Origin of the sequence: Synechococcus sp. L2F, from assembly GCF_024345695.1 — a bacterium.
Lineage (GTDB): Bacteria > Cyanobacteriota > Cyanobacteriia > PCC-6307 > Cyanobiaceae > MW101C3.
Genome location: NZ_JAGQBP010000003.1, coordinates 194,809 through 217,073 on the forward strand (window position 1 = coordinate 194,809; position 22,265 = coordinate 217,073).

Sequence of the window (22,265 nt, forward strand, 5' to 3'; positions counted from 1 at the left end):
ACGGCCTGCACCATAACGCAGCTCTCCGGGTCAACCCATGGCCGCTGAGGGGGAGAACCGTATGGGTCCGAGTTTGTTCCAGGGCCAGTAGCGGAACACGGCGGTGCCGATCACATGGTCGGCCGGCAGGGGGCCCCAGAGGTGCGAATCGAGGCTGGCATTGCGGTTGTCGCCCATGACCAGCAGGCAATCAGGCGGCACGGCGAGCGGCGCCAGTTCATAGGCGATCGGCTCGGCCCGCCACGGCTCCGGCACCGGCTGGCCGTTGCGGATCAGCTGGCCGTCATGGACGGCGATCCGATCCCCCGCCGCTCCCACCACCCGCTTGATCAGGGCGGCATCGGGGTCGTAGCCGGCCGCCAGCAAGGCGTCGGGAGGGTGGAACACCACGATCGTGCCCACCGGCAGGGGCCGGTGCAGGCGAGCCCGCAGTTTCTCCACCAGCACCCGGTCGTTGAGCTGGAGGGTGGGCAGCATGGAGCCGGAGGGGATCCAGCGGGGTTCGATCACCGCCCAGCGCAGCAGCAGCGCCACGCCCACCCACAGCAGCAACAGGCCGACCTGGCGCAGCAGCCCGGCGCGGCCTCCGTCCGGAGAGCTGCCGCCGGTGGGAGTGACGCTCATGTCGGGGGGCTCCGGTCGTGGGCATGATCAGGCCATCCTGAACAGTCATGGGCCCCGGTGAGCGGCAACGACGGCCTCGGCAGCCATGCCCCAGCGGGCACCGATGCTCACGCTGCGGCGAATCTGGGCGCGGCCCATGCGCTGCTGCTCGCCTTCCGGCAGCTGGGGCTGGGGCGGTTCGTGCTCTGCCCCGGCAGCCGCTCGGCGCCGCTGGCGATAGCGGCCGGCCTGCTGGAGGCCGAAGACGAAGGCCTGCGGCTGTACACCGCGATCGATGAGCGCTCCGCTGCGTTCTTCGCGCTGGGGCTGAGCCGCGCCGATGGCCTGCCGGCGGCGGTGATCACCACGTCCGGCACGGCGGTGGCCAACCTGCTGCCGGCGGCGGTGGAAGCCGACCATGGCGCGATTCCGCTGCTGCTGCTCAGCGCCGACCGGCCCCAGCGGTTGAAGGGGCGTGGCGCCAACCAGACGGTGAACCAGGAGGACTTTCTGCGCTGCAGCTGCCGCTGGGCCGGTGCTGGCGCTGCCGAGGGACTGGCCGTGATGACGCCCGCCAGCCTGCAGGCGCTCGCGCAGCGGGCCTGGCAGGAGGCCATCGGCCACCCGGCCGGCCCTGTGCACCTCAACCTGGCCTTCGAGGAGCCGCTCCATCCCTCGGCCGCCGCCATCGCGTCGCTGATGGCCCGCACGCCCAGCGACAGGGTGGTGGGGGTTCAGCCGGAGCCGTCCGTGACCTCGGAAGCCTTGCCGCTGCTGGATCCCGATCAGCCCGGCGTGATCGTGGCCGGGCCCTGGCGCGGTGCCCCGGAGCAGTGGCCGGCCCACCTGCAGGCCCTGCAACGCTGGCAGCGGCGCAGCGGCTGGCCCCTGCTCGCTGATGGCCTTTCGGGCCTGCGGGGTCAGCCGCTGCTGGAGCTGGTGGCGGGCTACGACCTGCTGCTGGAGGAGCCCACGGAGAAGTTGCAGGTGTCCCAGTTGCTGCGGCTCGGGCCCCTGCCCGCCAGCCGCCGGCTGCAGCACTGGATCGGGCGCCAGTGTGGTTGCCAGCTGGTGATCAGCGAGGGCGACCCGCGCGATCTCGATCCGCTCGGCACCGCCAGCCACCGCTTCGGCCATGGGCTGGCGGCCTGGTGCCGGGCGCTGCCAGCGGCGCTCTGGGCGGGGGAGCCGCCGGCGGCCAACCACGCCTGGCAACGGCGCTGGATGGAGCTGGAGCACACGGTGCAGGCCGGCCTCAGCCAGGCCCTGCCGGCCAAGGGTGCTGCCAATGAACCCGCCGTCGCCCGGGCCCTGAGCCAGCTGTTGCCGCCGCAGCTGCCGGTGATGCTGGCCAGCAGCAGCCCCGTGCGCGACTGGGAAAGCTTTGCTTCGCAGGCGGGCGCGCCCCGGCCGCTGTTCGGCTTCCGCGGAGCCTCCGGCATCGACGGCACCCTCTCGCTGGCGGCCGGCCTGGCGGAAAGCGCCGGATCCCTGCTGCTCCTCTGCGGCGACCTCGCCCTCCTGCACGACAGCAACGGCTGGCTCTGGCGCCAGCAGCTGCGCGGACGCCTCACCGTGGTGCTGATCGACAACGGCGGTGGCGGCATTTTCGAGCAGCTGCCAATTCGCACCTCCGGCGCCTCGCCCGTTCCGCCGGAGGTTGCCGCGCCCTTCGATTTTGAGCGCCTGTTCGCCATGCCGCAGAGCCTCGATCAGGCCGCCCTGGCGGCGTTGCATGGCGTGCCCGTGCGGCGCGTGGCTCAGCTGGAGGAGCTGGAGGAGGCACTGGCCTGGGCGCTGCCCCAGCCCCTGGCCCTGCTGGAGCTGCGCACCGATCGCCAGGCGGATGCCCGCCTGCGCCAGCAGCTGCGGGTCGCGCTGGCGCCTGGCTCCCCAGCATGAGCCGGCCCACGGCTCCGCAGAATGAGCCGAAGCCGCTGCCGTTGTCAGGCCTGATGCGCCCCGATTCCGCCGCACCTCCCTCCCAGCCCGCGCCGGCGGACCCCGTGCTGCCCGGCACAGCTCCGGTGCTCTGGACGCCGGCCGCCACCTACACCGACATCCGCTTCGACACCTGCGCGCAGGGGATGGCCCGCATTGCGATCAACCGGCCGGCCAAGCGCAATGCCTTTCGCCCGCTCACGGTGCAGGAGCTGTGCGATGCCTTCTCGCGTGTGCGCGACGATCCCAGGATTGGTGTGGTGCTGTTCACCGGTGTCGGGCCGGCCGCTGATGGCGGCTATGCCTTCTGCTCCGGTGGCGACCAGAGCGTGCGCGGCGATGGCGGCTACCTCGATGCCAGTGGCCTGCCGCGGCTGAATGTGCTCGACCTGCAGCGGCTGATCCGTTCGCTGCCCAAGGTGGTGATCGCCCTGGTGGCGGGCTATGCGATCGGTGGCGGGCAGGTGCTTCACCTGCTCTGTGATCTCAGCCTGGCGGCGGAGAACGCGGTGTTCGGCCAGACGGGCCCACGGGTGGGCAGCTTCGATGGCGGCTTCGGCGCCGGCTACCTCGCCCGCGTGGTGGGGCAGCGCAAGGCACGCGAAATCTGGTTTCTCTGCCGCCGCTACGACGCCAGCCAGGCCCTGGCCATGGGGCTCGTCAATGCGGTGGTGCCGTTGGAGGAGCTGGAGGCGGAAGGAGTGCGCTGGGGCCTGGAGATCCTGCAGCACAGTCCCACAGCGATTCGCTGCCTCAAGGCAGCCTTCAATGCCGAAACCGACGGCATGGCCGGCATTCAGGAGCTGGCGGGCCAGGCCACCCATCTGTTTTATCGCACGGAAGAAGGGCAGGAAGGGCGCAACGCCTTTCTTGAAAAGCGCGAGCCGGATTTCAGCGAGGCGCCGTGGCTTCCCTGAAGCGCCGCGCGACCAGCCCGGGACGGGACCTCACCAGGACAGGACATACTGCAAGTTATGGGATAGAGGGCCGAACGGCGGCGTCCCGGTCCCCCCTGCGTCCTGCTCCCCGCGATGACCGCCTACCCCGTACCGGACAACGAGGCTGAGCGCCAGGCGGCCCTCGACGAGCAACACATTCTGGATGCGGAGTCCGATGAGGACTTCAATCGCATCACACGCCTGGCCAGCCAGATGCTGGGCGTGCCGACGGCCCTGATTTCCCTGGTCGATCGCCAGCGGCAGTGGTTTCTCTCCCGGGTGGGTCTGGAGGCGAGTGAAACGCCCAGGGATGTGGCCTTCTGTGCCCACGCCATCTGCGGCAATGACGTCCTGGTCGTCAATGACGCCAGTGCGGACGAGCGTTTCAAGGACAATCCCCTGGTGACGGGGAACCCCAACATCCGCTTCTATGCCGGGGTGCCGTTGCGGACCCACTCCGGCTTCAACCTCGGCACCCTGTGCGTGATCAGCCCCCAGCCGAGGCAACTCGCCGGCAACGAACAACAACTGCTGCAGGACCTTGCTGGGATGGTGATCCAGCACATGGAATCGCGGCGCAACAGTTACCTCTGCCCCCTCACGGGCCTCAAGAACCGAAGACCCTTCTTCGATGCAGGCCTGAACGAGTTTCGGCGGCAAAGGGAGAACGGAGAACCGTTGACCCTGATGATCTTCGGTCTGGATGACTTCCATGGTTTCTGCACACGATTCGGCCAACAACAGGGCGATCGGTTGCTTCAGGAGCTGGCCAGACAACTGCAATCGGACTTTGGGGAGAGCGCCCTCTACGGGCGTGTGAGTGATGACGAGTTCGCCGTGTTGCAGACAGGCTTGGTGGGGCAGGAGGCGGTAGCCCAGGCGGAGGGCTTCCGTTCCGGCCTGGCTCTCCAGGGCTGGCTGGTGGGGGGAGTCCGCCATCCTCTTCCCGTCAGCCTGGGCACGGCTTGCGCCAGCAGCGACGACACCAGCTTCAAGGACCTGTTCCAACGGGCTGAAGCGGCCCTGAAGCAGGCCAGGCTGTCCGGAACAAGCCTGCCTGGCTGAACCGAGCCACACTCACGGGGCCAGTACAGCCGCGTGGGCCCCGGACAGAGCGGCTTGCAGGGACTCGACCCTGATGGGCTTACCAATGAAATCATTCATGCCGCTGGCCAGGGCCTCGGCACGGTCGCAGTCACGAATGTTGGCGGTGACCGCGACGATCCAGGGCCGCACCGTGTTGCCGGCCTGCTCACGAATTCTGCGGGTGGTCTCAAAGCCATCAACCTTTGGCATGCGCAGATCCATCAGGATGATGTCCGGATCCAGCAGCCGCTGCTGGACAGACCTGAAGAGAGTCCGTTCAGCCACCCAGTAGGTAACAATCAGAGCAGAACCGGTAATGGAAAAGATTCCCAATGCCAGCAGGATGGAAGCCCGGGAGAGCCTGCACCTTGACTCCGATGGACCATCAATGGTGCCCACCCCGCCCCTCATCGCATCACTCAGTATCATTCGGATGCAACCGACTCTGTGGCTCGGCGCCAATCGCGATACCTGCTCAAGGCCACGCGAAGATCCGCTAATCGAAGTGGTTTGGAGAGAAAGTCGTTCATCCCAGCCGCTGCACACTCCTGCCGGTGGGAGTCGAATGAATAGGCTGTCAGGGCAATGATGTAGAGATCAGAGTAACCTTCGCTGCGCAGTTGGCGTGAGGCGGCCATGCCATCCAGACCTGGCATGGCCACATCCATGAAGATGAGATCCACGTTCCCCTTCCTGACGGATTGAATGGCCGCATGGCCGTCTCCCACCGCATCTGCGCTTAGATGCAATCTGGCCAGCATCAACTCAAGCACCCTGCGGTTGACGCGGTTATCATCAGCAACGAGAATTCTGATTCCAGGCTCCAAGCCTTCTTCGGGATTGTCCCTGACAATCTCACCCTGCTCCTGCGAAGCCAGCGTGAACGGCAGACTGACCGTAAAGCAACTGCCGGATCCGAGACTCGAATCAACGGAAATGTCGCCCTCCATCAATTGGCACAATCTCGAACAGATGGCGAGGCCGAGGCCGGCACTTTGCTGCGTCTGGGCGGGATTGGAATGGCCAATGAACTCCTCAAAGATATGCGGTAGAGCCTCCCTGGAGATGCCAATACCCGTGTCGGAAACATGGAACATTAAGGATCTCAGGTTAGCCGTGGCCGCCAAGGTATCAACGCTGAGACGAATCTCCCCCTGATTGGTGTACTTGCAGGCATTCCCCAGCAGGTTGAACAGAATCTGACGCAGCTTGAGATCATCACCAAAGAGCCATCTCGGCGTATCCGGTGGCATGCTGAGGTGCAAGCCGAGGTGTCTTACAGAGGCTTGATACTGAAAGAGATGAATGATGTCATTGAGTAAACTATGAAGGTCGAAGGTTCTGGAGTTGAGTGCCAATCGCCCGGTTTCAATCTGCGAGATGTCCAGAATGTCGTTGATCAGGCTTAGCAGATACTCGCCGTTTTGATGAATCGTTTCGAGCATCTCCCGTTGCTGCCCCTCCATTGGGCTGCTGAGCAGCACATCCGTCATCCCGATCACAGCGTTCAATGGGGTGCGGATTTCATGGCTCATGTTGGCCAGAAACCGGGTTTTGGATTGGCTGGCTGCCAGGGCCTCATCGCGCGCCAGCTGCAACGCGCGGGTTCGCTCGACCACCTGCACCTCCAGCTGGTCACGGGCATCGATCAACTTGTCCTGGGCCTGAACAATCGCGCTTTTGTCCCTGAAGGTGAACACCAACGACGGCTTACCAGGGAGATCGACAGTCGCCCAGGACACCTCAATCACCTGGCGGAGAGGCGCACCCAGCAGTTCCCAGGTGCTGGATCCTTCTGATCCCGAGCTCCAGAACGGCAGGCCTGATTGGCTGTCGCTGAGCTCGTGGAGATAGGGCCTCGGGAGGATCTGGCTCAGGCATTGGCCAAGGCTCTGCAAGCGGGACAAACCCACGAACCGATCAAACGATGCATTCGTCCATTCCACGATTCCGTTGAGATCGGTGAAGGCAAGGGCCTCGTCAACGGCTCCCAGGGCCGCCTCCAGCCTCCCGAGAGTGCTGCGAAGCTGGCCGACAAGGGTCTGGTCCGGCATGCACGCCTCAGGTCAACGGACGCAGGGTTGCCGCGAACACCCAGCTATCGCCACGGCGTTCGGCCACAATGAAATGCTCCGAGTTGATGGCCTGGTTGTCTTTGCAGATGGTCATCAATTGCAGGGGATGGTTGAGAATCTGCGATTCACCAATGATCTGGAAACGGGAGAAGCCGAGATGGTGGGCGTCTTGATAGGCAGCCGGCAGGATCATGGAAAGAGAATGGCCCTTGAGATCGTCCAATGTCCATCCATAGGTCGCCTCAAACAGATCGTTGATCTCTACAATCAAACCTTCCTGGTCGGCAGCGACAAAGGGAAGAGATTGGCGTCGTAACTCTTCAATCGTGACCATGAACCTCGCGGCTGAAGCGGCCTACCTGGTTACGAACTGTAGCGCTGTGCTCCATTGGCTCCCTCCTACCCTCTTAGCGGAATGGGGGCTTGTGGTCAGACCCACACCCGCTCGCCACCAGCGGGCGGACGGGTCTCAACACCCCAGGCCCAGACGAATGGGCTTTCGGCGATGAGTGGTAAACTCTTAGCAATTTGCGTTTCAATGTGTGGATAATCTGTACATCCTGAAACCCATGGGCCTGCTCGACGCCCAGAATGGCGCTGAGTTGCGGCAGTCTGTCGGTTCAGTTCTGGCGGAGCAACCCAGGGACATCCTGATTGATTGCCAGGGCGTCGACTTCATGGACAGCAGCGGATTCGGCGCTCTGGTTTCCGTGCTCAAACGGGTCAAGGAGCAAGGTCGGCAACTGTTTCTTTGCGGTCTGTGCAGCCAGGTCCGCATCGTTCTGGACCTCACCGGCACCGAAAAAGTGTTCACCACGTTTCCGAACAGTGAGGCATGCATCGCCGCATTGGCTGCCGATCAATCGGGCGGCTCAACCGACACCTGAACAACCAGAAGGCCCGTAACGATCACGACAGCAGCGCCCGGATCAGCGAGTAGTCATCGGTGAATGGCGCATGGCCCGAGACGTGGAGGATCTGGGACAGCAACCGATCCAGGCCATCGTCATCAGCGAGCACGTCTTGGCACTGCTCCACCAGTTGCATGAAGTCGGGCAGTGTCCCCATCAAGCCACCGGGCCTCGGCACTTCATAGAGGCCATCGCTGTAGATGAGAAGACAGGCCCCTTCGCCCACCTCCAGGCTCTCGGTGCCATAGGTCGCGTCGTCGAACAGGCCCACGGCCATGCCCTGACCTTTGAGCCAATGGCAGGGAAAGGCACTGGTGCGGCTCCAGAGAAAGGCTGGGGGATGGCCCGCGCTGGCAAAACTCAGGGTTCGGCTGGAGGGCTGATAAACCCCATACCAAAGCGTCAGATACCGCCCCTGGTGACGCTCCATCGGAAACCCGGAGTTCAGGGTCTGCAGCACAGCGCCCGGATCAGGCAGATCAACGGGCAGCGAGCGGGAGCGCAGCTGGTTGTGAACGGAAATCGAGGGGAAGGCCGCCGCCAGGCCATGGCCGGAGCCATCGGCGAGGTAGAGGACGAAGTGGTCGTCATCAAGCCAGAAGAAATCAAACGAATCACCACCCAGTTCATGGCAGGGCTCGAAACGGGAGTCCGCCCGCACGGCACCACCGATGGGCTCGGGCAGCAGGGATCGCACATAACTGGCCGCCTCCTCAAGCTCCTGATCCAGCCGCAACTTCTGCTGATGCAACTCACTCGCAAGGAGCTTCAGCCGTTCATTGGCCTGGTGCAGGCGGATGCCGGAGCGGACCCGGGCCAGCAGCTCCTCCGGATCCACCGGCTTGCTGAGGAAATCATCGGCGCCGCAGTCGAGCCCCTCCACCCGGTCTTCCACCCGGGAGCGTGAGGTCAGCAGGATGAAGTGGGCCGATTCCAGGGCCGGTTCCGCCTTGAACGCCCGGCAGACGTCCAGCCCATTCATGCCGTCCATCAGCCAGTCGCAGACGACGACCGTGGGGGGGCAGACACGGGCCTGCACCAGGGCACTGTCACCCGAATCCGCCACAACAATCTGGTAGCCCTGGGCGCGTAGACGGACCTCGAGGATGCGGGAATGGATGCGATCGTCATCCACCAGCAGAATCGAAATCGGGGCGGGACAACCTTCCATCGGCGTCAGGCGTCCATCGGACGCCGCTGGCGCAGCGCTTCGGTCACCCGTCCAGCCTCGACAAGCAGCTGATCGATTCTGACCTGGGGCCACAGCTCGGAATCGGAGCGCAGGGACTCCTCAACCTGGCCGCACAGCGTGGCCAACCGCAGGGCCCCCAGGCTGGCACTGGGGGAGCGCAGCGAATGGGCAGCGGCGATCATTGCCGGGGGATCGTGGTACTGGTGGGCCATCACCACCGACGAAACGAGTCGCATCGCGTCCTCGAGGTAGAGGTCGATGAGCTCCTGGAGCACGGCCGCCGCCCCGTCTCCCATGGCTTGCTCCAATTCCTCCCAGGCGGCCGCGTCGATCGGGTCGGCCCCTCCACCCGCTGGCGCTTGGGGTTGGTCGCGGGGCTGGTAGTGCTCCAGGGCGTAGGTGAGCTGGGCAGGCACGATCGGCTTGGCCAGAAAGTCGTCCATGCCGGCCTGGAGGCAGGCCTGGCGATCCTCTGGACGGCCATGGGCGGTCATGGCAATGATCCAGGGCTGCACGAAGGGAGCCGGCAGACAGCGGATCGCCCGCGTGGTCGCGTAACCATCAAGCTCCGGCATCTGCACGTCCATGAACAGCACGTCGAAGGGGGTCTCCTGCACGGCTGCGATCACCTCGGAGCCCGAAGCCACGGCCTCGGCCCGGTAACCCAGCCGCTGCAGCAACTGAAGCGCCAACTGGCGGTTCACGGGGATGTCATCGACGACGAGCAGCCGCAGCGGCAGCCGGTCAGCGAGGCGATGGGGGCCGCCCTGGGGGGCAGATTCGCGCGTCAGCGTTGGCGGCCCGGCCAGCCGCAGCTCCAAAGGGCTCTGCCCTTGCTGAATCAGGGCCAGGCGGAGCTGTTCGAATCGCACAGGCTTGGAGAGCATCACAGCCGGCGTCTTGGCCAGCGCTGCCAGCTCTGACACCTTGCACCTGTCAGCCAGGACGATCCAGGGACGCCGCTGAAGCAAGGGGTCCTGCAGAAAGGCTGGTTGGGTTGTCTCCCCTTCGGAGCACAGCAGCCGCCCATCGATGACCACCACGCCAGGGCCGAGGTCGCCGATCTGGGGCTGGGCGGTCGGTATGGGGATCTGGCAGGGATCGGGGGCGATCACCGAGAGCCCTATCCAACCCAGCTGCTTCTGGAGCACGGCGCGCAGGGTGGGATTGCCGACCAGCAGCAGGATGGCGGACGCCGGCGGCACCAGGGGCTCCGGGCTGTTGCTGGCCTGGGGGGCCGGATCAAGATGCAGCAGCACGTTGAAGGTGAAGACACTGCCTTTGCCTTCCTGGCTGGCCAGGTTGATCGAGCCCCCCATCAACTCACACAGGCGCCGTGTGATCGCCAGACCAAGGCCCGTGCCGCCGTAGCGCCGGGCGGTGGAGGGATCGGCCTGGCGGAAGGGCTCGAACAACTGGGGAATCAGCGCGTCGGACACGCCGATGCCGGTGTCGCGGATCTGAAACGTGAACTGGCACGGGGTCGGCTGACCGGCCTCAGCGGCCTGGGGCTCCGCTGACACCGTGACGACGATCTCGCCCTGGGGGGTGAATTTGACCGCATTGCTCAGCAGATTCCAGAGGATCTGGCGCAGACGGGTGAGGTCGCCGATGACAGCCGTGGGCAGGCCGGGCTCGATGTCGAGGATCATTTCCAGCGGCTTGTCCAAGAGGCGGGACACGCTCAGATCGAGGGCCTCTTCGATGCAGATGCGGAGGTTGAAGCGCTGCTCATCCAGCTGCATGGCACCGGATTCGATCTTCGAGAAGTCGAGAATGTCATTGATGATCGTCAGCAGGGAATCGGTGCTGCTGTTGATGATCTCGACATACTCCCTCTCCATGGGCTCCAGCTGGGAGTCCTGAAGTAAACCGGCCATGCCGATGATGGCGTTCATCGGAGTTCTGATCTCATGGCTCATCGTGGCCAGAAACGTATCCTTGGCGGCATTGGCGGCTTCAGCAGCCTGCTTGGCCGCCTCCAGCTCCGCATTGAGCGTCGACAGACGCTGGGTTGACTCGCGCAACTCCCCACGCTGCGCGAAGAGAATCTCATTGAGCTTCTGGCTTTCTGAGAGCGCCACATTCCTGGCCTGCAGCAGGAAAAGAAAGTCAACCAGGGAGTCATGCAAAGGAAAGTCATTGATCTTTAGACTGAGGGTCTTAAGATCCTCCAGTTGCAGCAAACAGGGCGTACCAACAAACAACAGCTGTTCCCTTTCGTCAAGGCAACAGATCTGGCCCTTCAGTTGCAATGGAATCGCGGCGGACTTGAAAATCACGTGCCGGTCTGTGCAGTCACTCAGACTGGCGAAGTTCATGGGGACATCCGGTCGCAGGAGCAGGAAGTGCTCATCGAGGGGCTGCCCCACCAGCTCCGGGACAGAAAGGATGCGACGCAGAACAGAGCCGACGGACTGGATACGTAGCTCTCGGTCGACGACGAAATGGAAAGGGAACAGGGGATCGAGAAGGTGGTCAGGTAACGGCACGGAAGGCACCTTCAGAAACGACGAACCTTCACTCGCTCGTCATGCCGTCATCCGGCCGACCTGCGACAGATTCGGAAGGCGGAGAAAGGCGAACGTGGAACAGGTCCGTGGCATCGCCCCTGTCGCGAGAGGCGACCTGATCGACCGCCAGTGGAGTACGAAAACGCTTGCCCAGGCCATGAAGCAGGCCGGTCACCATGGGGGCAAGGCCGCGCCGCTTTGAACGGTACTCCAGTTGCATAGAGGCGTCAGCACTGTGCTCGCAACGGAAGGAGGGAGGCTGTAGCTCAGGAAAAGCCAGGGCGGCGCGGGCGTGGAGATTATCGAGATGATCCAGGAATTCTGGCAGGGTGTCCCCTGTGCTTTCGAGCAACTGCTCGTAACCTTCCGTGGCTGTGTAGGTGATCCAGTACTCACCAAAAGCCTGCATGATCTGATCACCCGTGAGGCCAAGTTCCTCCGTGGCCGCTGCCACCAGCCGATGGGTCACGTCGTCGGGATAGGCCTGGTACGTGGAAAAGAAATCCAGATCCTGGAGATCGGCCCGCTCCTTGATGCGCTGCCACACCTCCTCACCATGGTGGGTGGTGACCATCTGCTGAATGGCCCGGTTGACAAGCCCGTACATCGTTGAACGGCCAGATAGATGAATCTAGCTCAGGGAACCAAGGGGCTAGACGACGACCGTCAGATCACAGCGGGGAGTTGATCGAGGCACCACCGGAAATCGCTGCGCACCTGTTCACGCACGTGCTGATGATCGAACCGGCGCCCGCGGCTGGCCAGAATCGCTTCCAGCGCCGACGAAGGAACCAGGCTGGCCAGATCACAGCCGGGTAGATCGAGTCGCCGGCTGAGGTCCCTGCCCTTGTTGGAATAGTGGAGATGGTACGGAACCCGCCCGGCCGCCAGCGAAAGAACGGCCGTGTGAAAACGTACGGCAATCACGCTGTCGACCAGAGCGAACAGGGCCATGGCCAACTGCCAACTCGGCACGGCTGGATCGGCGACGAACGGGTTGAGGATGGCGGTGTCGGGGGCCCGTTCCTGGATGGCGGCGGCCACTTCGAGATCATTATCGGAGCCATAGGCGCCCGATTGGATCAAAATGACGGGCCTGAGTCCGGCCCCGGTGAGTTCAACGCTGAGCTGGGCCATTCTGGAAACGAAGGCCTCATTGTCGTGGCCGTACATGCTGTCGAAACCACGCACAGACAGGACGGCTGCCTGGGATGGATCAATCCCTAGCCGCTCCAGGCATTGCCGCGCCGTGGCCTCCGCCAGGGGGGAACTCTCCAGCACAAAGGCAATGTCGTAGGACAACCGTGCTTGAACCCCTGCGGCGCAGAGGCGCTGGTGACTTTCGGCATCCCGCACACAGACAGCCGCCAGGCGCTTGAAATACCGCTGCAACAGGAGAAAGCTGAGGCCGTGGCAGGAGCGAGGAATCGACTGGCCGAACAGGATGGTGCGGTTCGGACTGTGCCTCAGTTCAGCCAGGTTCTTGAGGAAGGCTTTGGTGACAAACCATTCACGGGAATTGTTGAAGATGTCCCCCCCCACGCTCACGTAAGCGTCGCAATTCCTGGGCCGTTCGGACAAGAACGTGACCCCAAGGGTGGCATCGGGCCGTTCATCCTGAACGCAACCCACCAGCTCCACATCAGGCAGCAACTGACGAAAGGCGCTGTAGATCGCTGCATCCCCCAGATTCAGGGTGCTGTAGGCGTTGATCAGGCCAATGCGCACGGGAGAGGGCAGAAGTGGAGAACAGTGATGGAAACGGCGCAGAAACGACTAACGCGTTACGCATGAATCCATAGTGAAGCAGGAGCAAGCCACTGGTTCTTATCCTATCAGCCCTGGCCAGAAGGTAACCACGTGGTGGGTCGGGTAGCTTGTGCAACGACCTGGGCCAGACCTGCCGACCAATCAGATGGCTTGTCCAGATCCCTATGCCCAGGCTGCTGCTCGCCTTAGCGGGTCTGGCAGGCCGTGTGAGCCAGGCCATCAGCGCAGAACACTTCTATCCTGGCGGCAACGATAGAATCAAGTAGACCGAATGAGTCGCCGCAGTTTACCTTTCACCATCTCCAAAGTAGGAACAGTACGGACAAACTTGCGATAGGCGGCTGCTATACCGAGTAGTTTAACAGGACGCTGACCGGCAAAGGCGGTTCGATCCAGTAGTGCAAACCATCGATCTTGAAAATTTGCGGCATAATCTGCGTGCCAGGGCTTGACTTTGCCTAAGAAATGAATAATGCCATCTGAAAAATCAGCATCGGCCCTGCCTTTGGATGTATTCCACTTCGGATCGAGCACCAGCCAATCGCCTGCCAAGACGATATTCAGAGCATCTTGATCCATTTGGTCAAGCAAATCATAGTTGTCCTGTGCAACCGCTAGAGCCTTCGATTGGATCTCATGATGCCTCCATGCATCCAGATCCATCACAATCACTCCTGAATTAAAATACTGGCGAGGATTGTCTAGTTTCAGCTTTTCGCGAAGTCGCTGCTGCTGCTGTGGGGTGTCTATGCCACCATCAATAACACAAGCACTGAATTTGCCATGCAGATCCAGAAGCTGCAGTTCAGTTAGATCCGAGCAAACGATTAAGTCCGTATCTAAATAGATGCAGCGAGATACACCCGCCAAATATTCGGGTATAAAGAAGCGCGCATAAGGGGATTTGCTCTTGACAAGCAGAGTGCTGCGGAAGCTATTGACCCGCTCAAGATTGAACTCAATAAAGCTGATTTCGCCGATGTTGGCAGCTTGCCAGGAATTGGAGAGCTGCTGCTTATCGTCCTGCGATAGATCGACGCAAATGGCATAGACATTTAGGGTTGTGCTACAGGCTTCCAAAGCGGAACGAACGGTGACCGCCGCCCCCCAAAGATAGTTAGCCGTTGCCACAATTACAATGTTAACCATCATACCTTCAGGGACCTTGCCACACGAATTTAGCTCAGCTTTGTGATTGAGACCTGGCAGGGTGGCCATCTCCCCAGCTCCATTGCCCCAGCAGCCGTGAGCATCCCAACGGCAGTGAGGGGCATGGATCCAGTTCCCGCCTGCATGCTCCAGCAGGCCCCTACCTGTAGGAACGGCGTCTGAGGTGGTGCGCAGCTCTCCGGTGGGGGCATGGCGGCGCTCCTTGACAAGGCCTGGTGGACCAGGACGGCGCCAAGGCCCCAGGCTGTACCGGTTCCTGGGGGACGACCGGTTCTCATGAGCCTCAGCCTCGCGACAACTAGCCGCAACACTGGCGGAGACAGCACTCCGCGCCGGCAGCGACCATTTGGGAAGAGCCTTGCGGTAGCTCAATAGATTAGCCGCCACCCACTGATTGGCTGCGCAGGGCTAGTCTTCGCGGTCGGGAGCAGAGCGATACACCGACTCAGCCGAAGACGGATAGGCAAGCCAGGGGCCATACAGACACACGTTGCACCGGACCTGCCTCCAGGTGACGGGAATCATCAGGCGATTGAGTGATCACTCGTCAAACTCGCCCAGGCTGAAAGCCGGTAGCCCGCAGTCTACGGATACGCTAAGATTGTCTGAGCAAGCCAAAAAGCGAACTCTCCCAGATCGACACAGATGTCGAAACTTCTTTTTTGGCTTGTAGGGCTCGCTTGCTTTGTTGGCACTCCAGGATCGTCCTTGGCATTACCGATCTCCCCAGGAGATCGAGTCAAGGTGACAATCCCTGAAGGGGAAGAATTCAGTGGCATCTTTGAAATCAATCTGAACGGAGAGCTTGAAATTCCCTTTTCCAAGGGAATCTACGCTGTGGGTCTTGAGCCGGAACAGCTTCAGAAGCGGGTCTATCAAACCCTGGTGCAACAAGGCTTTTTTCAGCCATCTTTTCTGAGGGTCAGTCTGAGTGTCATTCAATGGGCACCTGTCCCGGTCTTTGTCATTGGATCTGCTTTTCAGCCTGGACGGTTGTTGATCAACGAATTAAGTGACGTCGAACAGACCCAGACTCCTGTTCAACTTTCTGGGCAAGCCCCGCTCAATCGTATGCTCACAACGGCACTCCGTCGTGCAGGAGGCATTACTCCCACGGCCGATGTCGCCGCGATACAGGTGAAACGAGGTTCAAAAAGGCAAGTGATTGATATGTCCGGTGCTTTTACGGGAGAACCTTTTAACGACATCCCACTCATTGCTGGTGATCAAGTCATTGTTCCGGACACTGGTACCGTTAATCCACTAATCGTTCGCCCTTCTCAGATTACGCCCGCTGAAGTTGAGATTAACATTTCAAATCTTACTGTTCCTGCGGCTGGAAACTCTGTTGCTGGCATTGGCTCTCAGGCTAGGAACTTTCCCTATGGATCTCGCTTGTCCCATGCGGTTGTCTCGGCCAACTGTGCTGGTGGAACCATGGTCACCAATGCGCGACGCCGAGCCATCCTGGTGAGAACTGAAAGGATCTCGGGGAAGACGACTGTCTACGAACGAGGAGTAGAAGATCTTCTTCGCGCGTCTACAAGCAACGCCAACAACCCCTATCTCATGGCAGACGATGGTGTTGCCTGTTATGATTCGAAGATGACCAACTTCCAGGCTGTTCTTAGCATCTTTACTCAGTTTCTGAATCCATCCGTTTTGATTTATGATCGCAGTATTCCCTAGAATCGAGTGAAAGACTCTCCGCCGATCATCGGACGACTCAGGCCTAAGGTGCAGGCCGTGCGAGAACCCTTGGGAAAGGCGAAGCGACTGTTTGCCGAACAGTTTGGAAATATTCCTGGGTTGAAGGCACCCGATCCAAAAGGTTGGTGGAACAGACTGAGTCGAACCGACAAGCTTCGCTGGAGTCGTTATCTTTTCGTATCCACATGCACAAATGGATTGATATGGGGTACCAGTATTTTGTATCTTGCACTTGCGAAACCTGTCTACACTAGCTCCTTTGCTTTAGTTTTACCTGGAAGCGCTAATGCTGTTAATTTAAGCCTGCCTGAAATTGGTCAAGCCACGGCATCAAACGAATCACTCGGCCTGGCTACGTTTGATCCTCGTGCAAACTATGAATACATCTTCGTTAGCGAGCAAGTCATCGCGCGGGCTGCCAAGATTGCCAATATTCCTAAGGCAGATTTCGCCAAGCCTCGCATTAAGAACATTGATAACACAACGCTGATGCAGATTGATACCACCGGTCCATCGCCTGTAGATGCACGAAAGCGCGCCTATGCGTTGCATGACGCCATGGTAGAGCGTCTCCATGAGCTGCGTGTCAGCGAGATCGAGCAACGGCAAGGCCCAGCACAGGAGATTCTGCTGGAAACGCAGCAGAAGCTTGAAACTGCACAAAAGCAAGTTTCCGCATACAAGCGCAAGTCTGGCCTCACCTCTATTGAACAGGTTGAAATCCTTTCGGCTAACATTGAACAGCTACGCAAACAGAGAGCCGAGCTGGCTGCGCTGCAATCGCAGGCAGAGAGTCGATTGCAGAAGTTGAGTCGTAGCCTGGGGCTGTCTCCTTCAGAGGCAACAGATGCGTTCAAGTTGCAGGTTGATCAGATCTTCCAGCAGAATGTGAAGGACTACAGCGAGGCCACGTCTATACTCAAGGTCCAACTGTCTAAGTTCGGTCGGAATAATCCTCGCATTCTCAAAGAGATCAAGCGGCAAGAGGCTGCTAGGCAGGCAATGAATCGGCGTGCCAACGAGTTGCTCGGTCGCTCTCCATCTGCCCAGACTCTCACCAGACTGGCGTTGACTGGTGCCAGTTCTGGCCGCGATTCACTCTTCCAGAACTTGGTGAACTACCAGTCAGATGCTTCAGGTGCAGCAGCACAGGTTCGCAAGCTTGATCAACAGATCAGCTCCTTGGAGGGGCGCCTCAGGTTGATGTCCCAGAAACAGTCTTCTTTGGAGAACCTTAAGCGAAATGAACAGATAGCAGAAGCTGTCTTTGCATCCACATTGGCCAAACTGGATCTTGGCCAGGCCAATATCTTTGCAGCATTCCCACTGATTCAAATAGCTGTGGAGCCATCCTTGCCAGAAACAGCTACGTCACCAAAGCGAACATTGGTGCTTGCTGGCTCAGCATTTGGTTCCATCCTGACGACTGTAGGTCTTTGGATCCTATGGATCCGCAAGCCCTGGATCAAACGGGTCGCCAATTGGATTTCTACATAACAAGGGGTCTTCATTGGGACTTAAAACGCTTCTTTCAAGGGCCTTCCAGTCTGAGGATGATCTTCAGCCGAGAAATTGGCCAGAGCGTTTGGTCTGGTGGTCGATTATTTGCACCTACCCTATCTGGCTATTCGGTGGACTTTACGTTGTGGGGTCTATTCTCTGCTGGCTGCTTCTGGGCTGCCTATTGATTAAGATTCTGGCCCGAATGGATCACCCAGAGGAAAATGAAGAAATTTCCATATCACCCGTGATTTGGCTTTGGATCATCGGCATGATCATCATGGAAGTTGCCTTGATTGCAGGACATGTGAACTTCAACCTCGGGACTGGAGCTATCATCAAGTCCACGATTGGTTGGGCCAAAGGGTGGGCCGCCCTAGCGCTCTATCCGTTAGCAGGAGCTCTGCCGATTCGGAGCAGCATCCCCACGCGTGCCATTTGCATCGTGGGCTTTCATACGCTCCTCATCATGCCGCTCCTTCTGCTAACCCCGCATCTGGGCCTGCCAGAAGTGCTCTATGTCTCGCCATTGAGAGCCGTCGGTGGTCCAGGAAATGAATTCTTTGACGTTCCACTCTACGAGATTGATGGTAGCACCGGTGACCTTCGCTGGCGGCTCTTCGCTCCATGGGGGCCTGCTCTTGGGTTTGTCGGCAATATCAACTTCATGATCTGTCTGCTGGAAAAAGATCGGAAATGGAAGGTTCTGGGCATCATTGGCTCGATCCTTATGTGCTTCGTCTGCAAGTCGCGTCTTGCCCAGCTCTGCATCATCCTGATTCCAGCCGTTACGGCAGTGGTATCCAGGCTGCGTCAACCATTCATGCTGATTTCTCTTGGCGTAGTTTCCTATCTTGGAGGAATCTTTGCTACGTCTATTCTTACCGCCATCAGCGACTATTGGGAAGGGTTCAAAGGTGCTCGGGCTGGCTCTACGCGTGTTCGCTTTGCCTTAAAGCGCATCGCCTTCCATCGCTGGGAGACAGAGGCTCCGATTTGGGGACATGGTGTCGTAGAGGGCGGCCCCCATCTGGTTGAGTACATGGCCATTGGCTCCCATCACACCTGGGCCGGAGTGCTTTTTGTGAAGGGTATTGTTGGCTTCGTCGCTCTGGCTGTTCCCATGTTGGTTACAGCGCTTGATCTATTGCGGCGTGCTGCCAGTCCCCGCTATCAACTTGGCTCAGCTGGGCTGGGAATCATTATTCTCTTGTTTATGTATACATTTGGCGAGAATCTGGAGATCCTGGTCTACCTCTTTTGGCCTGGAATGCTTATCATGGGAATGGCTCTACAGGAGAACAAAGCCCCGCTCCAGTCAGAAATTCTTCCCGTACCGTGATTCACACCCAATCCGCCAGCCGTGAGACACCTTGATGCCATGACGAGCATTCTGAAGGCAACAGCATGGCCAGTGTCGTTGCGGTCTCGACCGCTCTGCCTGTGGGGACACAGTCTGTGGCCGTTGCTTTGCCACTCGAGTCTTAACCGTGGGGTAGACCTTTGATGCGTCTGCTCAGCCAGCTGAAGAGTTTCATCCCGAAGGATCGATTCATCCGCAACATCGGCTGGATGGGGGTGGGGGAGGTGGGGATTCGCGTCTCGCGTCTCGTCGCCACAGTGCTGTTGGCCAGGCTGCTGAGCCCCAGGGACTATGGCCTGGCCGCCATCGTGTTGACGTCCGGCGAGCTTGTCAAGGTCTTCACACGCAACGGCATCGGGGACAAGATCGTGCAGGCCGATGCGGAGGATGTCAAAGAAATCTGCCAGACGGCATGGAGCCTGAACTGGCTGATCGGCTTTAGCCTCTTTGTCGTGCAGATCATTGGTTCGTTTATCTTTGCCCGCGTTTACAGCGACAACGCACTGATCCTGCCAATCATTGTGGTGAGTTTCAGCTATCTGATCTACCCACTCGCCATGGTCCAGACGGCCTTGGTACGCAGGCAAAACAGGCTCAAGTTCTACAGCTTGACCAATCTCACGGCGGTCGTCACCGACAATCTGCTGACCGGGATCTTTGCGCTGTTTGGTATGGGCATGTGGGCGATTGTACTGCCCAAGTTGCTGGTGGCTCCGGTCTGGGTCGCGATGATGCTGCGGTTTGAACCCTGGCGTCCCGTCATGACGTTCACCCTCAAACGTTGGAAATCCGTGCTGGGATTCGGCAGTCGCATCCTGGGTGTGGAGATGCTCAACACGTTCCGCGAGAATGTTGATTATCTTTTGATCGGTCGCTTCATCGGTGTCAAAGCACTAGGGGTGTACTACTTCGCCTTCAACGCTGGATTGGGCCTGAGCCTGAGTGTGATCAATGCGCTGTCCGTCTCCATCTACTCCGACTTCTGTGACGTCAGAAGCCAACCCGCCGAACTCAAGCAGCGCTTCAGCAAGAACTTGCTCACCATCACCAAGGTGATCGTGCCCGTTGTGGCGATGCAATGCAGCCTGGCCCCTCTCTATGTACCGATCGTTTTTGGGCAGAAGTGGGTGACGGAGGGTGCCGTGCCGATCTTGATGCTGATCTGCCTGTCGGCCCTGTCCCGACCCTTCGCCAACGCCTCCTCGATGCTGTTCCGCGCCGTAGGCCTGCCCCAGGTGGATCTGCTGTGGAACCTGGCCTTCACGGTGGCCCTTACCGTCGCCATCCTGATCGGCACGTCCTGGGGATCCCTGGGTGTGGCCGTGTCCGTGGCAGCGGCCCATCTCACGCTTCAGCCGATCTACCTGATGATGGGGCAACGGCTGTTGCGAAGGATTCAGGTGGCCCAGCCGGCCAGCCTTTGACGCACCTTCACAGGCCTGAGGCCCAATCCCTTTCCCCATGGAGGCCGCTGCCAGCGCGCGGTTAGGGTGATGGAAATGTTTCAAGCCTCGCTGGCCCCGCCCCAGTCCCGGGTCACGTCGGTGGTGCCATGGGTGCCATCGGAGCAAGCCGTACCGTCCTCCCGCCCGATTCACGCGTGAAGATCTACGCCATCTGTCTGATCAAGAATGAGGGCGACGTCATTGCGGATTGTCTGATTCATGCGCTGACGTTCTGTGATCGCATCTTCGTTCTCGATAACGGCAGCACCGATGGAACCTGGGAAACCGTGAATGCCCTGGCACAGCACTATCCGACGATTGTGATCGAGGACCAGCTCCTGATCCCATTCCGCGATGGGATGCGCTCGATCGTCTACAACAAATACAACCACGAACTGGCTGATCAGGATTGGTGGCTACGGCTCGATGGGGATGAGTTCCTCGAAGGGGACCCCAGAGAGGTGCTGGCCACGGCCAACCGTGAAAAAGCCGATTTCGTGACGGCCTGGAATCTGCAGTTCTACTACACGGATGCCGATTACAAGAATTGGGCGGCTGAGAAGCTTGAACCCCACCGTCCCATCACCGAACGGCGCCTGTACTACTCGGCCAATTGGCGAGAGTACCGCTTCTTCCGCAACCAACCCCATCAGACCTGGAACGAAGCGGTGGCCCCACAGTGGCCCAACGGACTCACCAAAGCCTGCTCGCAGCGTCTCTACAATCGCCACTACCCCTACCGCACGCCTGACCAGATCAAGGAGAAGCTTCAGGCCCGCTACGGCCACGAACAGTTTCGCCATATCGACTCCGTCGACTGGACATCGAAGTTGCTGCCTGCGCGCCAACTGAACCACTTCCAGGAGGGTCAGCCGCCCATCATCAACCAGTTCGATTACTACGCCAAACGCCTGCGGATGATCCGGATCACCCTGATGGGACGGATCAGGGCCGTCCTGCGTCGTCTTCTGGGTGGCCACCGCTCCAGCCATACGTCGTAGCCACCACGATGGTGAACCTTCATCACCACGGGACAGCTGCGGTGGTTCCAGACCCTGAACAACTGGACGACCCGGCCATTTCCGTGGTGGTACCGATCTACAACGCGGCGCCACACATCGAGCAAACCCTGCGCTCCGTGCAGAACCAGAGCCTGAGCAACTGGGAGCTGATCGCTGTTGATGACGGATCCACTGACGACAGCCTCGCCATCGTGTCGCGCCTGTTTGGGGACGATCCCCGGGTGCACCTGGTAAGCCAGCCCAACGCGGGAGTCTCGATCGCCCGCAATCGCGGGGTGGCCCTCAGCCGTGCGCCCCTGATCGCCTTTCTCGATGCCGATGACCTCTGGCATGCCGACAAACTGCGCCAGCATGTGGCCTACCACGCCAACCATCCTGATGTCGGCGTGAGTTTCGCCCGCATCGCGTTCCTTTCCCCTGGGGGAACGCCCACCGGCCTGCTGGCGGCCCTGCCCCGGGAATCGCATCGGCCGGTGGATTTTCTCTGTGAGAACCCCACCAACACCACGTCGAACTGGGTGCTGCGGCGGCAGGTGTTCGACGCAGTGGGCGGATTCGTCACCGACATGAGTTATTCGGAGGATCTGGAATGGCTGCTGCGGGTGGCCTGCGATGGCCGCTGGCAGATCGCCGGCTTGCCCCAGGTGCTCACCTACTACCGCACCTCGGCAGGGGGACTCTCCTCAAGCCTGCACCGCATGGAACAGGGCTGGCTGCGGCTGATCAGCGAAGCCCGTGGCTATGCGCCCGAGCTGGTGGCGAACCACTTCGCCACGGCCCAGGCCATCCACCTGCGCTACCTGGCCCGGCGCTCCCTGCGCCTCGGAGGAGCCCCCGCCATCGGCACCGATTTCATGCTGCGCTCCCTGCGCTCGGATTGGCGGATCCTGCTGCGGGAGCCGCGCCGTACCGTGCTCACGGCCCTGGCCGTCTTCACCAGGCAGCTGCTGGCCCCCTTCCGCCGCCTGGGTGGCCGCCACGACGAGGCACGGCCATGATGGCCTTCGCCAATGCCCCTCTGCCTGT

At 60.5% G+C, this 22,265-nt stretch carries 18 protein-coding genes and 1 pseudogene; 10 read left to right on the forward strand and 9 right to left on the reverse strand.

Features of this window, described 5'->3' with window-relative positions; translation table 11 throughout:
- Positions 1–30 precede the first annotated feature (30 nt).
- Complete coding sequence (lepB, locus tag KBZ19_RS10090) at positions 31–624, reverse strand: signal peptidase I (protein WP_094512900.1); 594 nt, start codon at positions 622–624, stop codon at positions 31–33.
- Positions 625–681: 57 nt separating this feature from the next.
- On the opposite strand from lepB, the gene menD reads away from it, so the two are divergent.
- The 3 genes from menD (at position 682) to KBZ19_RS10105 (ending at position 4,547) form a co-directional block, all read left to right on the forward strand.
- Positions 682–2,505, forward strand: coding sequence for a 2-succinyl-5-enolpyruvyl-6-hydroxy-3-cyclohexene-1-carboxylic-acid synthase (gene menD / locus KBZ19_RS10095; RefSeq protein ID WP_255100846.1), 1,824 nt, complete (start codon positions 682–684; stop codon positions 2,503–2,505).
- A gap of 53 nt (positions 2,506–2,558) precedes the next feature.
- Positions 2,559–3,461, forward strand: a complete 903-nt coding sequence (gene menB, locus KBZ19_RS10100; RefSeq protein WP_094513024.1) for a 1,4-dihydroxy-2-naphthoyl-CoA synthase — start codon at positions 2,559–2,561, stop codon at positions 3,459–3,461.
- Positions 3,462–3,575: 114 nt separating this feature from the next.
- A complete protein-coding gene (locus tag KBZ19_RS10105) occupies positions 3,576–4,547 on the forward strand; it encodes a sensor domain-containing diguanylate cyclase (RefSeq protein WP_255100847.1) in 972 nt (323 codons plus the stop codon).
- 12 nt (positions 4,548–4,559) lie between these two features.
- On the opposite strand, the gene KBZ19_RS10110 is transcribed toward KBZ19_RS10105, so the two are convergent.
- The 3 genes from KBZ19_RS10110 to KBZ19_RS10120 are packed head-to-tail and all read right to left on the reverse strand — an operon-like array spanning position 4,560 to position 6,977.
- Positions 4,560–4,967, reverse strand: a complete 408-nt coding sequence (locus tag KBZ19_RS10110; RefSeq protein ID WP_255100848.1) for a response regulator — start codon at positions 4,965–4,967, stop codon at positions 4,560–4,562.
- Positions 4,968–4,993: 26 nt separating this feature from the next.
- Positions 4,994–6,622: a response regulator gene (locus KBZ19_RS10115; RefSeq protein WP_255100849.1), complete on the reverse strand. Its 1,629-nt coding sequence runs from the start codon at positions 6,620–6,622 to the stop codon at positions 4,994–4,996.
- Between the two features lie 7 nt (positions 6,623–6,629).
- The gene (locus KBZ19_RS10120) at positions 6,630–6,977 is read right to left on the reverse strand and encodes a PAS domain S-box protein (RefSeq protein ID WP_255100850.1); all 348 of its coding nucleotides are present in this window, start codon (positions 6,975–6,977) and stop codon (positions 6,630–6,632) included.
- 205 nt (positions 6,978–7,182) lie between these two features.
- Here KBZ19_RS10120 and KBZ19_RS10125 point away from each other — a divergent pair.
- Positions 7,183–7,530: pseudogene (locus KBZ19_RS10125) on the forward strand (STAS domain-containing protein); the annotation flags it as partial.
- Positions 7,531–7,552: 22 nt separating this feature from the next.
- Here KBZ19_RS10125 and KBZ19_RS10130 read toward each other — a convergent pair.
- From KBZ19_RS10130 to KBZ19_RS10150, 5 genes are all read right to left on the reverse strand, one after another.
- Positions 7,553–8,725 carry a PP2C family protein-serine/threonine phosphatase gene (locus KBZ19_RS10130; protein WP_255100852.1) on the reverse strand — a complete coding sequence of 391 codons (1,173 nt, stop codon included), beginning with the start codon at positions 8,723–8,725 and terminating at the stop codon, positions 7,553–7,555.
- A 5-nt stretch (positions 8,726–8,730) separates the two neighbouring features.
- Positions 8,731–11,247 carry an ATP-binding protein gene (locus KBZ19_RS10135; protein ID WP_315856349.1) on the reverse strand — a complete coding sequence of 839 codons (2,517 nt, stop codon included), beginning with the start codon at positions 11,245–11,247 and terminating at the stop codon, positions 8,731–8,733.
- A gap of 19 nt (positions 11,248–11,266) precedes the next feature.
- A complete protein-coding gene (locus KBZ19_RS10140; RefSeq protein WP_094512893.1) occupies positions 11,267–11,866 on the reverse strand; it encodes a heme NO-binding domain-containing protein in 600 nt (199 codons plus the stop codon).
- Positions 11,867–11,925: 59 nt separating this feature from the next.
- The gene (locus KBZ19_RS10145; RefSeq protein WP_255100854.1) at positions 11,926–12,987 is read right to left on the reverse strand and encodes a polysaccharide pyruvyl transferase family protein; all 1,062 of its coding nucleotides are present in this window, start codon (positions 12,985–12,987) and stop codon (positions 11,926–11,928) included.
- 300 nt (positions 12,988–13,287) lie between these two features.
- Positions 13,288–14,247, reverse strand: coding sequence for a glycosyltransferase family 8 protein (locus tag KBZ19_RS10150; RefSeq protein WP_255100855.1), 960 nt, complete (start codon positions 14,245–14,247; stop codon positions 13,288–13,290).
- Positions 14,248–14,907: 660 nt separating this feature from the next.
- Between KBZ19_RS10150 and KBZ19_RS10155 the strand changes: the two genes are divergently transcribed.
- The 6 genes from KBZ19_RS10155 (at position 14,908) to KBZ19_RS10180 (ending at position 22,237) form a co-directional block, all read left to right on the forward strand.
- Positions 14,908–15,888, forward strand: coding sequence for a polysaccharide biosynthesis/export family protein (locus KBZ19_RS10155; RefSeq protein WP_255100856.1), 981 nt, complete (start codon positions 14,908–14,910; stop codon positions 15,886–15,888).
- A gap of 6 nt (positions 15,889–15,894) precedes the next feature.
- On the forward strand, positions 15,895–17,406 hold the full coding sequence (locus KBZ19_RS10160; RefSeq protein WP_255100857.1) for a hypothetical protein: 1,512 nt from the start codon (positions 15,895–15,897) through the stop codon (positions 17,404–17,406).
- Positions 17,407–17,593: 187 nt separating this feature from the next.
- A complete protein-coding gene (locus KBZ19_RS10165; RefSeq protein ID WP_255100858.1) occupies positions 17,594–18,751 on the forward strand; it encodes an O-antigen ligase domain-containing protein in 1,158 nt (385 codons plus the stop codon).
- Positions 18,752–18,915: 164 nt separating this feature from the next.
- On the forward strand, positions 18,916–20,196 hold the full coding sequence (locus tag KBZ19_RS10170; protein ID WP_255100859.1) for a lipopolysaccharide biosynthesis protein: 1,281 nt from the start codon (positions 18,916–18,918) through the stop codon (positions 20,194–20,196).
- A 128-nt stretch (positions 20,197–20,324) separates the two neighbouring features.
- Complete coding sequence (locus KBZ19_RS10175; protein WP_255100860.1) at positions 20,325–21,218, forward strand: glycosyltransferase family 2 protein; 894 nt, start codon at positions 20,325–20,327, stop codon at positions 21,216–21,218.
- A 41-nt stretch (positions 21,219–21,259) separates the two neighbouring features.
- A complete protein-coding gene (locus KBZ19_RS10180) occupies positions 21,260–22,237 on the forward strand; it encodes a glycosyltransferase family A protein (protein ID WP_255100861.1) in 978 nt (325 codons plus the stop codon).
- Positions 22,238–22,265 lie beyond the last annotated feature (28 nt).

Coding starts and splice junctions, on each gene's coding strand:
- lepB (WP_094512900.1), bottom strand. CDS start 624: ATGAGCGTCACTCCCACCGGCGGCAGCTCTCCGGACGGAGGCCGCGCC.
- menB (WP_094513024.1), top strand. CDS start 2,559: ATGCGCCCCGATTCCGCCGCACCTCCCTCCCAGCCCGCGCCGGCGGAC.
- KBZ19_RS10105 (WP_255100847.1), top strand. CDS start 3,576: ATGACCGCCTACCCCGTACCGGACAACGAGGCTGAGCGCCAGGCGGCC.
- KBZ19_RS10115 (WP_255100849.1), bottom strand. CDS start 6,622: ATGCCGGACCAGACCCTTGTCGGCCAGCTTCGCAGCACTCTCGGGAGG.
- KBZ19_RS10120 (WP_255100850.1), bottom strand. CDS start 6,977: ATGGTCACGATTGAAGAGTTACGACGCCAATCTCTTCCCTTTGTCGCT.
- KBZ19_RS10130 (WP_255100852.1), bottom strand. CDS start 8,725: ATGGAAGGTTGTCCCGCCCCGATTTCGATTCTGCTGGTGGATGACGAT.
- KBZ19_RS10140 (WP_094512893.1), bottom strand. CDS start 11,866: ATGTACGGGCTTGTCAACCGGGCCATTCAGCAGATGGTCACCACCCAC.
- KBZ19_RS10150 (WP_255100855.1), bottom strand. CDS start 14,247: ATGGCCACCCTGCCAGGTCTCAATCACAAAGCTGAGCTAAATTCGTGT.
- KBZ19_RS10170 (WP_255100859.1), top strand. CDS start 18,916: ATGCGTCTGCTCAGCCAGCTGAAGAGTTTCATCCCGAAGGATCGATTC.
- KBZ19_RS10175 (WP_255100860.1), top strand. CDS start 20,325: ATGGGTGCCATCGGAGCAAGCCGTACCGTCCTCCCGCCCGATTCACGC.